Below are 13,474 nucleotides of genomic sequence, written 5' to 3'. Positions count from 1 at the left end.
TCTCAGGGTGGAGCCGCCTTTATTGTTCTCGCGCCGGTACCGCCGTGGAGCATCATCGCATCGCCTATGCCATGCAGGAGTCTCGCATCCTGTATGTGCCGGATCGCCGGATCGACAGCTTCGGCGATTCCCGATTCCGCTTTGCTCTGGTTTCGGAGCTGATGGACAGCGTGGGCTGCTGCCGCGTGAGAACCGGATGGGTGGAGGCTCACCGCCCTCGCATTCTGCGCCCGCCGAATCTCAGGGAGATTGAGATGGAGGGCTTCAGCCCGGAGGTTGCCGGTTTTTTTCGCTGGATGCAGGAGCAGGGCGCTCGCCTGCAACCGCTAATCAATTACGGGTTTCAGTTCTCCCGCTCCTCGGTCGAGGACGAGCTGATTCATGAGGACATTCGCGAGGTGGAGGAGCGGGTCGTGGCCGATGCCCGCCGTTCCGGAGATCCCTTTCGCGCCGTGATTCACGGCGTGGATGACGATTGGGAGCTTTCCTTGCTCAAGTTTATGGTTGAGATGATACAGAAGTCACATGAAATCAATATTTTTGACTTTAAGCGCCGCGGTTTGTTGTAGCGTGCTGCTGGGCGACGAAGAAGGGCCCGCCAATTATTCGCTCTGGCCGCGTCGCCCGGCTGAGTTGGCTCAGGCTCGGCGCCTGATGGCCGAGGGCAAGAACAGCGAGGCCGCCTATTTGCTGCGCCCGTACTGGTCGGCGGAGGGAATCGTGGGGCGCGAGGCGCGTCAGCTCACGGGTCTGATCAATGTGCCGCGCTACCTGTCCCGCCAGCACCCGCACGCTTTCCTCTACACCGTGAAGCGCGGCGACAACATCGCGCGCGTCGCCCGCAACACGAAGTGCCTGCAGGAGCTCATCATGCTGCTCAACGGCATCGTCGATCCGTCGCGCCTGATGGCGGGGCAGAAGCTTGTTGCCGTGCCCATGAATCAGCGTCTTGAGCTTCACGTGGCTCATCTGGAGGCTTCCGTCTGGGACGGCGATATTCTGGTGGCGGATTACGCCATCGAGGGGCTCGAGGGCATCGGAAGCAAGGGCAAGAATGAGGTCACCGCGCTCAAAAGCTGTGAGTGTCTGGTGGGCGGCGCCACCGCCCGCGTGGTCGGCACCGGCAAGGCGGCCGTCGATCGCTCCCTTGTCCTTTCGTCCGGCTGCGTGTTGGCGGCCGAGCATCGGGGCGGGCGGACGGTTCGCCTCAAGCAGCGCGATCTCAATGAACTGGCGCTGCTGCTTGCCCCCGGCGCCGAGGTTTGCCTCGTGCGCGATGAGGAGGCTTACGCAGAGGAACGCGCAGCCCGACAGGCTCAGCAGGCTCAAGACGCGTCTGACGAGGTCGACGAGGCCGAAGAGGTGTCGGAGGAGTGACGGGAGCGTGACGGAGGCGTGACGGCTTCTTAACGGTTGGCTCTAACTCATTGCCTGCCGGGCTTCGATATGCTAAAGCCCGAGGCATATGGAGAAGAGTTTGACGAAGGATGTCGGCCTCGTCGGCGTTGCCTCCGCCATGCTGGTCGGGCTGGGATCGATCATCGGCGGCAGTGTGTTTGCGACGATGGGGCCTGCGCTGGAGAGCGCGGGCGCCGGCGCACCGCTGGCCTTTATCTGGGGCGTCGTGCCGGCTTGTTTCACGGCCTACGCCTACTTGCGCCTGACCCTGCGCTATCCGGGGCAGGGGGGTACGGAGGCTTTCTTTGATCGGGCCTTCGGCGGGGGCTACCTCTCAGGCAGTCTCAATCTTCTGCTGGTGGTCTGCTACGCGGGCGTGGCTTCGCTGTATGCGGGGGTGTTCGGTGTTTATCTCGCCGGCCTCCTGGGGCTGCGGGCGGCGTGGGCGGTGAAGCTGACGACTTGCTTGGGGGTGATTTTGGTGGCCGGGATGAATTTGTCGGGGCGTCCTTGGGTGCGGCGTCTGGGCGAGAAGCTCGATGTGAGCAAGTTTTTGGTGATGGGTGTGTTCATCGCGGCGGCCTTGTTGTCGCCCGTGTGGAATTGGGACAACTTTGCACCCCGCCATTGGACGGGGCTTGAGGGCGTGCTGACGACCGGCTTGACCATTTTCATGAGCTATCAGGGATTTGAACTGATCGCGGCCATTCGGCAACCCATCCGCAGGCCGAGACGCACGCTGCCTTGGGCCTTTGCCCTCTGCCTGACGGTGGTGACTTTATATTATTCGCTCATGGCCTTTTGCACGGTGGGCAACGTGGACTACGCCGATGTGCCCGGAGGTAGCGGTCATTTGGTGGCGCTTGTCGCCGAGCGCTTCATGGGGGCGGGCGGGGGAATTCTGCTGTGCATCGGGGCCATGATGGCTTCCTGTTCGGCGATGAACTCCGATGTCTTTTCGGTTTCCGCTATTCCGAGCGGAATGGCCTCGCAGCGCGAGTTCCCGCGCTACTTCAAGCCGAACTCCCCGGGGGCGCGTCGGCCGGGGGTATTGTTTCTCTGCGGGCTGATGCTGGTGTTTGTGCTCCTCGCGAACACGACGGAACTGACGGCCCTCTCCAGTTTGGGATTTCTGGTGATTTACGCCATCGTCAACGCCGTGAGCCTCAAGCTGGGCGAGCGCAGTCGGCGCGCATGGCTGATTTGCGGCAGCGGGGCTCTGCTCTGCCTCTGTTCGGCAGGTGTTCTGCTCTATCAGATGTGTTTGCAGGCTCGAGCCGGGTTGCTGCTGGGGGTGACGGCGGGTATGCTCTTTTTGCCCTTTATTTGGCAGGCCGGGTATTTTCTGCTGAAGAGGCGCGGGGGCTGACTCCGGCGCGGCGCGGGGCGATGCCGATGTAGTTGCGCACGGGCTTGAGGTTGCTGATGGAGTAACTCGTTTGCCTATCTGCAAAGGCGGATGAGCTGCCGCCGTCGAGGTTGAGGGCCGTGCGGACGACGAAGCCCCGCAGGGCGCCGCCGGACAGCCGGAGCGCGAGCTCGTGCAGGCTCATGGGGCTGCAGACGCCGATGCACCAGCGCCCGCGCCCGTCGGTCGCGATGAAACTGCGCCGAGCGCGCTTCCGCTTGTCGAGACCGCTGACGAGTTTCCCGTCTTCCACGAGGAAGGGGCCTGCCTGAATGGCCTCTCGCAGGCGGGTCGGGGGCGTATCAAGCTTGTTGCTGCGCACGAGGCGGATGCGTTTCCCGTCGTCGCAGAGCACGCCGGACACGGCAAAAGAGCCGCTTGCTGCGGGGTGACTCATGTTGCCGTCGTGCACGAGGAGGCCGAGGGGAGAGGCCTGAGCATCGCCTTTGAAGTAACCCCCGTTGATTCCGGCGAGGCAACCGTGCTTCTCGAGGGCTCGCTTCAGGCTGCCGTACCGTCGCGGGTAAGCCTCGTCGATGACGACGAGCCTCATGTCGGCGTCTCGGAAAAAGAAGACGTCGAGCCTGTCGCCGGGGCGCAAGGTGTCTGAGGTTGCCTGCGGGCGTTCCTCTTGCGTGATGACGGCGTGTTGTGCGTGAAGAGGAGTGCTCAGGCAGAGCAGCAGCGAAAGGGCGAGCATGCGTTGCATGGGTATGATGATAAATGCCGTTGCCGCATCGTGCAAGCCCCGACCGAGACATCATGCCGACGAGCCTCCTGTTTGTTTTGCATCGCAGATGATATCCGAAGAAAAAAGGCTTTTCAAACGAGCCGGTATATGGTACCCTCTTTGCGGCGCAGAATCCGCATCGGGAGGCTGTGCAGAACTGTTAACGATATTCAAGATTATGACTGATTCCACCACCACCACACCGAAGACTGCAGGTAAAATGATGACCGGGGCCGAGGCTCTCGTGCAGAGCCTGGTACGTGAGGGCGTCGAGGTGGTATTTGCCTATCCCGGCGGTGCCAGCATGCCGATTCATCAGGCGCTGAGTCACGAGCCCTCCATTCGCACGATTTTGCCTCGCCACGAGCAGGGCGGTGCGTTTGCTGCCGAGGGTTATGGCCGTGTGACGGGCAAGGTGGGTGTGTGCATGTCGACCTCCGGCCCGGGCGCGACGAATATGATTACGCCGATTGCCGACGCGTTCCTCGATTCGATTCCGATGGTGGCGTTTACGGCTCAGGTCGGCAGTTCGATGATCGGCAGTTCGGCTTTCCAAGAGACGGACGTGTTTGGCATGACGGCGCCCATCGTGAAACACAGTTACTTGGTCACGAGGCTTGAGGACATCCCCCGCATTGTTCGCGAGGCTTTTTACATCGCACGCACCGGGCGCCCCGGTCCCGTCGTGATCGATGTGCCGAAGAATTTCCAGGAGGGGTTTTTCGTGCCCGATTTCGATGCCCCGATGGATCTGCCCGGTTATGAGCCCGACGTGCCGTTGAATGAGAAGGCTCTCGATGCCGTGCTGCCGGTGATTCTGGCGGCGAAGCGCCCGGCCATTTATGCCGGCGGCGGCGTGGTGACGGCCGGGGCGTCGGAGGCTCTGCGCGAGTTTGCGGAGCGTCTTCAGATTCCCGTGGCGACGACGCTCATGGGCGTCGGGGCGATGCCCGAGAGCCACCCGCTTTCCGTGCGCTGGCTGGGGATGCACGGCGCCGTGTACGCGAACAATACGGTCAATGAGGCTGACGTGGTGATTGCCATCGGTACGCGCTTCGATGACCGCGTGACGGGTGCCGTCAAGACCTTCTGCGAGCATGCGCGCATCATCCACATTGATCTGGATGCGGCGGAGCTCAACAAGAACAAGCGCGTCGAGTTCGCCATTCGCGCCGATGCCCGCGAGGCTCTCGATTACCTCAACGATCGTTTGGAGAAGGCCAACTACCCGGTCAGGGAGTACGCCGAGAGCAACCGACCCGAGTGGTTCGGCATTATTCGCCGCTGGAAGGAGCAGTACCCGCTCTGCTACGAGAAGCGCGAACACGAGATTGCTCCTCAGCTCGTTATCGAGGAGCTGCACCGCCAGCTCGAGGGTCAGGATGCGATTATCTGCACGGGCGTGGGCCAGCACCAGATGTTTACGGCGCAGTTCTTCCCCTTCGATAAGCCGCGTCGCCTCTCGACCTCGGGCGGCCTCGGCTCGATGGGCTACGGCCTGCCGGCCGCGATAGGCGCCCACGTGGCCTCCCCCGACAAGCCCGTGGTGAACGTGGACGGCGATGGCTCGTTCCTGATGAACGTGCAGGAGCTGGCGACCATCAAGATCGAGAAGATGCCCATCAAGTGCATCATCCTCGATAATCAGCACTTGGGCATGGTGGTGCAGTGGGAAGACCTGAAGTACGATTCCAACCGCGCCAACACCTTCTTGGCCGATCCCAAGGATCACTATGACCCCACGCATCATACGCCCGAGGTGCTCTACCCGAACTTCCCCGTGCTCTGCGCAGGTTTCGGTATCAAGTGCGAGCGCGTGGTTGAACCCGCCGATCTTCCCGCCGCCATTGAGCGCATGCTCGCCTCGAAGGAGGCCTATGTGCTCGATGTGATGGTGCCGCACGACGTGCACGTGCTGCCGATGATTCCCGGCGGCATGGGGTACCGCGATGTGGTGCTTGAGCGCATTGCCGGCGACGGCAAGGGTCGGCGTGCTTCCGAGCTCGGCAAGGAGATTCCGTCAGCTTTGTAAAGTCGCAGGATCCGTTCGGATCTGCTGCTTTCTTCCCCGGACATGAACTCGGGCGTCATTCAGAAGACTTTCATCGCGATAGCGTTGATTGTGCTGGCCTTTGTGGGCGGTTCGCTGGTTGCGGACGGCAAACAGGAGGGGCTCGGGTTCGTGGTGGCAGTGGCCGGCTTTTTCGCCGTCATTGCCCTGGGGAGGCGGTGCTGGTGGCTCATCTTTCTCGTGCCGCCTATCCTGAATCTCTTTTCATTTGATATCTTGGAGAAAGTGCCGGTCGGCTACGTGCTTTCGGCCGGTATCATGGTCTACTGGTGCGTGTTGTGCACGATCGGCTCCGCCGGTATGACATGGCGCAGTTTGTGGTGGATGGAAGCCGCGCTGGCGCTGTTGGTGGCGCTGTTTGCCTACTCCTATTACTGCCATCCCGTGCTCATGGGCTTTTTGGCTGAGCGCGGCACGAAGATTGTGGGAGGCGGAGTCTACTTGTGGTGCCTGTTCGGCATGATCTACTACGTGTCGGTCAGTGCGCTGCCCTGCACGCGGCAGGAGTTGACGAAGGTGCTGGGCTATGCCGTGCTGCTGATTGCAGTTTCTGCAACGATCAATGCCGGGTTGAATTTGGCGCGGGGCGGGAATGAGGCCGGAGCGAGTCTGGGTGAGCAGATGGGCGAGACGCGCTTTACCGCTTTGGGTGAAGTTGGCAAGGTTATTTGTCTTCTGATCGTCTGCCGCTTCAGACTGCTGAAGGTTTTGCTCTCTCCTCACTGGCTCTTCGTGTTCCTGCTCGGTGTCGGCATGGTTTTCCTGTCGGGATTCCGCACGCATTTCGTCGTGCTGGCCCTGATGATTATCTTTATTGCTCTCGTCAGGCGCGAGTACATCATGCTGGCCCTAGTAGCCCTTTTGTCCTACGGAAGTGTCATCTTCCTGAGTTCTTCCCGTCTGATGTTGGACCTGCCCATGGGCATTCAGCGAACGCTGAGTATTGTTCCCGGTGCTCAAGTGAGTGAGAATGCATCGCGTGACGCTGAGCATTCTTCGGACTGGCGCGTGGTGATGTGGGAATGGGCCATGGACCCGCGGACGGGCTATATCAGAGATTACACATGGGGCGATGGTTTCGGCGTCGACATGGAGGAGCAGGCACGCTTCCTGCGCCGCGCGTATCGCTACAAGGTCGAGGGAGCACTGGGTGATCAGCGCAAGTATGCTGCATCGGGTACTTGGCACAGCGGCATCATCACGACGATCCACCGCATGGGCTACGTCGGCTTGGTCGTGCTGTCGATCTGGTTTGCCTGCGGTTTGCTTCTGATCTTCAGGGCCTGCTCGGCTTACAATGGGCGCAAGGAGCAGTTCCTGTATTTGTATTTCACCATCCAGTGTCTCAACGATATCGGGTCGTTTTATTTATCAGTTCACGGGCCGGCAGCAGGTGCGAAAGTGATTTCCTACTTCGTGGTGGCCAAGTTGCTCTATTGCTACGCTCGGGAAGAGGGCTGGCTCCGGCCGCTCTTCTCTCGGGAAACGTACGTCCCCCGCATGCTTCGTTGGAAGGAGGAGAAGGGGCTTGCCGACGCCGTGGATGTGCGCGCTGAGGTGACGGGGGACCCGCCCCCTCAGGCAGGAAGCCTCAGTGCCCCTCGGTGACGAGAACGCTGAGGCGTTGCGGGGCGGGGAGTTTACTCGTTCGTGCCGACCTCTGGCTCTTTTTCAACAGAAGTCAGGAGGAGGTGCGGTAACGAAATTTGCCGGAGCGGTGTGCTCGGGCTTGAAGGCCAGCAAAATAACAGGACAGTAGCTGAGGGGAAGATGGCCGTCGGCGGGCAGCCGGCTTTGCTCGCGGTACAACTCTTCAAAGCGCCGAAGTTGCGCGGGCGTGCGGATGGCGGCTGTTGAGCGGCCGTTCACCCCGGTGCATCGCAGGTGGTGCAGCAAGGCTCGCATCGTCGGAAAGAGAAGAGTCTCCGTCCAGCCCTCGCAGAGCAGAACGCGGAATCCGGCATGCTCGGCCCAGTCGGCCAAAGCATGGGCTTCGGGGTAGCGGAGAGGCGTCGGCTGCAGGGCGGAGAGCTCGCGGAAGTGCCCTGCGGCAAAACTGGCCACGGCAAGCAGACCGCCGGGGTTCATCACGCGGAAAGCCTTGGAGAAGAAAGCGCCCAAGTTGTCAAACCACTGCAGAGCGGACGCCGCGGCAATCAGGTCGAGCCCGTCGGGGTAGGGCAGATGCTCGGCGTCTCCGGGCAGCGTCTGCACCCGGCTCAAATCGGCGGGTATCCAGTCGAATGCCGCCGGGCTCAGGTCGTTGAACCACCAGTCCGCCTCCGGATAGCGCTGCGCGATGAGCCGCGTCAGAAATCCTGTTCCGATGCCGATTTCGAGGGCTCGGCGCACGCTCAAACCGGGGCAGAATCGCCCGATGGCTTCATCCAGCCGAGCCGCGACGTGCCGCTGCACGACGGCGTCGGTATCATACTGTGCATAATGGCGCTCAAAGGCCTGCGCCACTCTCTGCGAATCGGTGGCCATCAGCCCTCAAGGACGTTGAGCACGATGGACGGATCGGCAAAGGGATAGTGATAGCTTGAGAACTCCGTGCCGAGCCCGACGGAGTTCCAGTAGGCTCGCATCTTGGCCGGGGGGAAGATTTCATCCTTGTCGCCGATGAAGGCCGCGTCCCAGTGCAGATGCGCGGCTGAGTCCGCCTTGCTCCACTCGGCGAGCTGCTTGAGTTCGTCGATTTTCTCTTCGATGCTGCGGTCGGGGTAGGGCCCTTCGGGGATGTAGCGCACGCCGCCGTAGGCTTTGTCGTTAAAGGGGTTCATACCGACCCGTGCCAAACCTTGCATCGTGCGCAGAACGACGCGCAGGCGCATGCCGTAGCGATCGTCAACGGGAAAGGGCGTGCCGTTGAGGGCAATGGCCTTGTGCAGTTTGAGCTCGCGGCAGCATTGCTCGGCGACCCAGACGCCGAAGGACCAGGCAAAGAGGTAAATGCGCCCGTAGCCGGCAAGGCTTTCGGGGGAGATCGGAGCAATGCTGCGGTGGTCGTAGCAGGCGAGCACGTCGCAGTGCGGAGGGTCAATGTGCAGAACGGCGTTGGGGGTGGCAGCCCAGCCGAGCATGTAGAGGACGAGGTCGGGGTGACCTTCTTGTTTCAACCAAGTTTGTTGCATAGAGCGGCGAGTTCGTGCAGATGGTGGTCAGAGAGCGCGGCGTTGAGCGACAGGCGGATGCGGGCGCTGCCCGGCGGCACCGTGGGGTGCCGGATGGCCGTCAGCCAGAACCCCGCCTCGCGACCGCGCTCCGCCAGTTCGAGAGCGCGTTCGTTGCTGCCTGCCGGCAGGGGGACGATTTGAGTCTGCGGGGTGAGAGCCGTCAGCTGCCCGAAGAGCCTTATCCGCTCACCGAGGCGCGCGCGCAGTGAGCTCAGGCTCGGGTAGCCGCGTGCGGCGAGGGTTTCGCAGCGCATCTCGTGCACCATGGCGGCGTCCCACTCAAGGGTGCAGGGCGGCAGCGCGGTGGAGAAAATCAGCGGGCGCATTTTGTTGACGAGGTAGCGCTTCACCGCAGGCGAGCAAATGACGCAGGCTCCGGCTCCCGCCAGTGCTTTGCCGAAGGTGCAGACAAGCAGATCGACGCGCTCGTCGCAGCCCAGCTCGGCGCAGTAGCCCGCCCCGTTCGGCCCGCGCACGCCGAAGGCGTGTGCCTCGTCGACGTAGAGCCGGAAGTCGTAGCGCTCGCGCAGCGCGAGAATGTCCTCCAGCGGTGCGAGGTCGCCGTCCATGCTGTAGACGGATTCCAAAATGACCCAGACGAGCTGCCCGGGTTTGGCGCCGCGCAGCAGGTGTTCGAGGTGCGAGACGTCGTTGTGCCGAAAGCGGCGGAAGGGTGCGGCTGTGTGCTGCAGCCCCTCGATGATGCTCGCATGCACGAGCTTGTCTGCCAGAATGAGGTCATCGGCGCCGGCCAGCGCCGGCATCAGCCCCGCGTTGACCATGTAGCCGCAGCTCAGGACGAGGGCGTCGCGCCCGGGGTAGAGAGCCGCCAGCTCGGCCTCGAGGACGCCGTACTCCGGGCTGTTGCCCGTCATGAGCCGCGAGGCGGGGTTGCCGTGTCGGAAGGGAGAGCGGGTTGAGGCACCGAAGGTGCTGTCCCAGTACTCCTCAAGCGGCAGCGCGGCATAGGCGGAGGCGGTGAGCCCCAAGTAGTCGTTGGAAGAGAGGTTCAGATAGCGGCCGCTCTCGCCGGCGAGGTAGAGCCCCTCGGCGCGCAATTCGGTCAGGCGGCGCAGATTGCCGGCCTCTTCCAGCCTGCTCAGTTCGCTTTGCAGGCGCGCCTCCCACGCCGGAGTCGTGTCGAGCTCCCTCATGAGTCTTGGGGGCTGTATTCGGCCCAGGATGAGCCGGTCTCCCAAACGCGGACGCGTTCCAGCCGCACGCAGGCTCGAGCCTTGAAGCTGAACTCGCCGCTGATGGCCCGATTGAGCGCCTCGGCGGTGTGGCGATAGACGGCGTAGGCCATGGCCTCGCTGGTCGGATCCTGGTGCTCGAAGGGGATGATGCGCTCGCCGTAGCTGCGGCGGAAGACCGGGTAATTCGGGTCGTCCGTGTTCATGCAAAGGGCGTGGTCGAAGCGATCCTGAAAGTCGCCGAGCATCTCTTTGATGAGCTTGAAGTCCATCACCATGTCGTTGTCATCCAAACTTTCGGCGGCAAAAACCAGCTCGACGCTGCGCGTGTGACCGTGGGGAAAGCGGCACTTGCCGGGATGTTTGGAGAGCAGGTGGCCGCTCTCAAGCTCGATACATTTGCAAATACGATACACGGGATGGGGAAAATCAGAGTGTGTCTTGGACGGGAATCTCGACGGAGGGGGTGACGCCTTTCTTGAGAATGATGTTGCCGTACTGCGCCGTTTCGCTGGTCATGACGACGGCGTGCGCAAGCGCTGCCCGCTTGTAAAAGTCGTTGCGGGGGAGCCTTTCAATGGGACCGTCGTAGCGCAGGGCTGCACGGTAAGATTGCTCAACGGCGGGGTTGAGGGTATCGCCCCGAACCGGTCCCATCATAATGACGGGCTGGGCGTAGCTGTCCAGCTCGAAGAGAGGCTCAATGGCACGCAGCAAATCCGCAGCGCGAATGCCGTCGGCTCGCACGACCTGAGGCCCGATGCTGTGGCCGGGAAAATGCGCGTCGCCGAATACAATCTCATCACCGTGTCCCATTTCGCAAAGAATCTTGAGCAGGCTCGGTGAGATCAGAGGTGAGATACCCTTCAACATAGCGGAGCTATCTTGCCACAAGACGGCGGCGCGGTCAATCGCAAAGTCACTGCTGTTGCGGCGATCCCATAGCGTCAGGTTGCCGAGGCTGCCGTGGGGCTGAGCCGATGGGCTGTCCTTCGTCTTCCTGTGTCGAAGGCGCTTGCTGCCGGGTGGCGGGGACAACAAGACCCTCTCTCTGCCGTGCAGAGAGAGGGCGATGAAGGGAGATGTGATCTGCGCGCCGCAGGCGCGGAAATCAGCGGGCGGTCTTGACCGTGACAGCCTCCTTACCGACGCGGTTGCGCAGGTAGTGAAGCTTGGCGCGGCGAACCTTGCCGCGGGTCACCACCTCGATCTTGGCGATCTTGGGGGTGTGCAGGGGGAAGGAGCGCTCCACGCCCTCGCCGTAGGCCACCTTGCGGACGGTGAAGGCCTCGTTGACGCCGGAACCGCGCTTGGCGATCACGATGCCCTGGAAGATCTGCACACGTTCCTTGCCACCTTCGATCACGCGGCAGTGGACCTTGACGGTGTCGCCGACGTTGAAGGGCGTCACGTCGTCCTTCAGCTGTTCCTTTTCGATTGTATCGAGAATGTTCATCTTGTCTCCTTCTGATTGATGTAAATGGTTACGCAGAGCCTTTCGGCTCGGGTGGGTGAGAGAGTCTACACGATTTTTATGCTCTTGGCAACCCAAATTTGCAGGCTCGCGGTGTTTTTTTTGCTCATGTGTCGTTCGACGGGGCGGCCTGCGGCAAAATGAGGGCCTCGAGTCGGGCGCGTTCTTCGGGGCTGTAGGGGGCGGCTTCGCCCCGGCTGTTGCGCCGCGCGGTGCAGATGTGCAGCCGGGCGCAGGTGCCTTCGGGGCCGCTGACGGTGAAGAGCCAGTGCAGGGAGCTGCGGCCGAGTTTTTGCAGCCGGACGAGGACTTCCACTTCGTCGCCGAAGTGCAGGGGGCGGAGGTATTCAGCGCCGGCGCTGACGCGCGGGTACTGCATGCCTTCTCGCGGGCCGGGGAGCTTCAGGGCGGCGAGAAGAGCCGTTTCAGCCTCTTCGGCGAAGAGAAAGTAGTTGGCAAAGTGCACGATGCCCGCTGCGTCGGTGTGGTGAAAGGCGACGCGGGTGCGGTAGGGCGGCGCTGCGGGCGGGGGGGTGGTGCTCATGGGGGGAGGGCGTCTGTGTTGCGGCGGCGGTTTGCGGCGGAGTGTTGTCGACGGGCTTGCGCGGTGTTGCGCGTTTGGTCTTGCGTGGTGCTGTGCGGGGGCTTTGGGCGGTACTGTGAGCGGGTGCTTGCGTGGTGCCGTGCGTGCGGTCTTCGGGCGGTGTTGCGTGTGCGGGGGCTTCGCGGCTCAGTAGTGGATGACGGTGGGCCTGAAGAAGTTGCGGCTTTTCTCGTCGGCGACGGCGTCCCAACCGGCGTCTTGAGCGTCGACGAAGTTGATGGTTTGGCCGTCTTCGCCGATGTAGAGGTAGAGGGCAGCGGTGCGCCGCCCGTCAGTCAGGGTCAGGAAGCGCGTGCTGTTGCTGGCTTGGGAGCGCTGCGAGGCCAGAACGAGCGGAGTGTCGTCGAGGACTTGGCGGCGGTAGGCTTCCGGCCATCGGTTCACGCGCAGCAATTCAATGGCTTGTTCGCGTGTGAGGTTGCGCAGGATGCCCTGTTCTTCGGCGCGCTTCATGACGCGGTAGCCGGCGTGTACGGCGGCTCTTGTGGCCACTTCGCGCCCGTCCGGCAGCAGCCGGGTGCGGCTCATGAGGTCGAGGTCGCGTTCGAAGGCTTCTTGCTCGCTGAGCTGCGGGAAGGCGACAAACCAGATGAGCCCCAGCAGAATCAGCGCGGCGATGACGGCGGCGCGCAGGCCGCGCCGACGGGCGAGTTCCCGCACGAAGCAGCGGAAGCGCTCGACGAGAGCCATGTCGGGGTCGCCGAAGAGGAAGCGCGGTCGCACGATGACGGGGTTGGCTGCAATTTGCTGCACGGTGCGTCCTTTTTCGGGGGCGAGGTCGGCGGCATCGACGGTGTTGATGTCGTTTTCGGGCTCGACGGGGGGAGGCGCGAAGTAGTGCAGCAGGGCGCAGAGCAGGGTGCAGGCCACCGTGGTGATGAGGGTGCTCAGCAAGCCTGCGGGCAGCATGCCGGGTTGGTAGGCGAAGGTGGGTTCCACCAGCTCGGGCCGCAGCCGCTTGAGGACGGGCCATGCCAGAAATCCGGCGATGAGGACGGTGGTGAGTGTGCCCGGCAGACGGCGCGTGAAGCCTTTTCCGGCGCAGATGATGAGCAGCAGGGCGAGGGGAATGAGGAAGAGGCAGCTGCGGAGTTTGTAGAGGCTCAGCTCGCTTTGGGCTTCCAGCTCGGGGTTGCGCGGGATGAGGTCGTCCGGGTAACTCAGCACGATGAGCAGGGCGAGGGCGGCAGCGAGGGCTGCGAGAAGTCGCAGCAGCCTGAGCAGGCGGAGAATCATGGGTGCCGGAGGGGGTGGAAGGGAAAAGGTGAGCGGACGGGTGGGGAAGGTCTCGGGCGGGTGGGATGCCGGAGCTTGTTTGCGCTGCGGCTCTTTTGCGGACGGAGCGGGGCTCTTGCCGGCGCGGGAAGGGCGCAGGCACGGCCGAGGCTTCCGCGACGGCCCGCGGCTCCGATGTCGGCGG

Annotated in this window: 14 protein-coding genes; 5 read left to right on the top strand and 9 right to left on the bottom strand. The window is 62.8% G+C overall.

Features of this window, described 5'->3' with window-relative positions; genetic code table 11:
- Positions 1-44 precede the first annotated feature (44 nt).
- From AC6UAL_RS03045 to AC6UAL_RS03035, 3 genes are all read left to right on the top strand, one after another.
- Complete coding sequence (locus tag AC6UAL_RS03045; protein ID WP_500681888.1) at positions 45-569, top strand: hypothetical protein; 525 nt, start codon at positions 45-47, stop codon at positions 567-569.
- The gene (locus AC6UAL_RS03040; RefSeq protein ID WP_500681887.1) at positions 526-1,377 is read left to right on the top strand and encodes a LysM peptidoglycan-binding domain-containing protein; all 852 of its coding nucleotides are present in this window, start codon (positions 526-528) and stop codon (positions 1,375-1,377) included. Before AC6UAL_RS03045 ends, AC6UAL_RS03040 begins: the two co-directional genes overlap by 44 nt.
- A gap of 88 nt (positions 1,378-1,465) precedes the next feature.
- Positions 1,466-2,767: an APC family permease gene (locus AC6UAL_RS03035; RefSeq protein ID WP_500681886.1), complete on the top strand. Its 1,302-nt coding sequence runs from the start codon at positions 1,466-1,468 to the stop codon at positions 2,765-2,767.
- Here AC6UAL_RS03035 and AC6UAL_RS03030 read toward each other — a convergent pair.
- A complete protein-coding gene (locus AC6UAL_RS03030; protein WP_500681885.1) occupies positions 2,721-3,515 on the bottom strand; it encodes a phosphodiester glycosidase family protein in 795 nt (264 codons plus the stop codon). The two genes, AC6UAL_RS03035 and AC6UAL_RS03030, sit on opposite strands and share 47 nt — an antisense overlap.
- Before the next feature lie 199 nt (positions 3,516-3,714).
- Between AC6UAL_RS03030 and ilvB the strand changes: the two genes are divergently transcribed.
- Together ilvB and AC6UAL_RS03020 are read left to right on the top strand one after the other, a co-directional pair.
- Entirely contained in the window at positions 3,715-5,568 is a 1,854-nt protein-coding gene (gene ilvB / locus AC6UAL_RS03025) for a biosynthetic-type acetolactate synthase large subunit (protein ID WP_500681884.1), read from the top strand.
- A 255-nt stretch (positions 5,569-5,823) separates the two neighbouring features.
- Positions 5,824-7,215: an O-antigen ligase family protein gene (locus AC6UAL_RS03020; protein ID WP_500681883.1), complete on the top strand. Its 1,392-nt coding sequence runs from the start codon at positions 5,824-5,826 to the stop codon at positions 7,213-7,215.
- Between the two features lie 63 nt (positions 7,216-7,278).
- On the opposite strand, the gene AC6UAL_RS03015 is transcribed toward AC6UAL_RS03020, so the two are convergent.
- The 8 genes from AC6UAL_RS03015 to AC6UAL_RS02980 form a co-directional block, all read right to left on the bottom strand.
- Complete coding sequence (locus AC6UAL_RS03015) at positions 7,279-8,094, bottom strand: methyltransferase domain-containing protein (protein WP_500681882.1); 816 nt, start codon at positions 8,092-8,094, stop codon at positions 7,279-7,281.
- Entirely contained in the window at positions 8,094-8,726 is a 633-nt protein-coding gene (locus tag AC6UAL_RS03010; RefSeq protein WP_500681881.1) for a pimeloyl-ACP methyl esterase BioG family protein, read from the bottom strand. Before AC6UAL_RS03010 ends, AC6UAL_RS03015 begins: the two co-directional genes overlap by 1 nt.
- Positions 8,723-9,937, bottom strand: coding sequence for an aminotransferase class I/II-fold pyridoxal phosphate-dependent enzyme (locus AC6UAL_RS03005; protein WP_500681880.1), 1,215 nt, complete (start codon positions 9,935-9,937; stop codon positions 8,723-8,725). Before AC6UAL_RS03005 ends, AC6UAL_RS03010 begins: the two co-directional genes overlap by 4 nt.
- Positions 9,934-10,392 (bottom strand): 6-pyruvoyl trahydropterin synthase family protein, encoded by a 459-nt coding sequence (locus AC6UAL_RS03000; RefSeq protein ID WP_500681879.1) that lies wholly within the window; start codon positions 10,390-10,392, stop codon positions 9,934-9,936. Before AC6UAL_RS03000 ends, AC6UAL_RS03005 begins: the two co-directional genes overlap by 4 nt.
- A gap of 13 nt (positions 10,393-10,405) precedes the next feature.
- Positions 10,406-10,849, bottom strand: a complete 444-nt coding sequence (gene fucU / locus AC6UAL_RS02995) for an L-fucose mutarotase (RefSeq protein ID WP_500681878.1) — start codon at positions 10,847-10,849, stop codon at positions 10,406-10,408.
- Positions 10,850-11,087: 238 nt separating this feature from the next.
- A complete protein-coding gene (gene rplS, locus AC6UAL_RS02990; protein ID WP_500681877.1) occupies positions 11,088-11,432 on the bottom strand; it encodes a 50S ribosomal protein L19 in 345 nt (114 codons plus the stop codon).
- Positions 11,433-11,556: 124 nt separating this feature from the next.
- A complete protein-coding gene (locus AC6UAL_RS02985) occupies positions 11,557-11,994 on the bottom strand; it encodes an acyl-CoA thioesterase (protein WP_500681876.1) in 438 nt (145 codons plus the stop codon).
- A gap of 186 nt (positions 11,995-12,180) precedes the next feature.
- On the bottom strand, positions 12,181-13,290 hold the full coding sequence (locus AC6UAL_RS02980; RefSeq protein ID WP_500681875.1) for a hypothetical protein: 1,110 nt from the start codon (positions 13,288-13,290) through the stop codon (positions 12,181-12,183).
- Between the last annotated feature and the right edge of the window lie 184 nt (positions 13,291-13,474).

Origin of the sequence: Candidatus Parakkermansia intestinigallinarum, assembly GCF_944389695.1 — a bacterium.
In the GTDB taxonomy this organism is placed as follows: domain Bacteria; phylum Verrucomicrobiota; class Verrucomicrobiia; order Verrucomicrobiales; family Akkermansiaceae; genus Akkermansia; species Akkermansia intestinigallinarum.
Note: the sequence above shows the minus strand (reverse complement) of the source record. Positions and strands in the feature narration are given on the sequence as shown.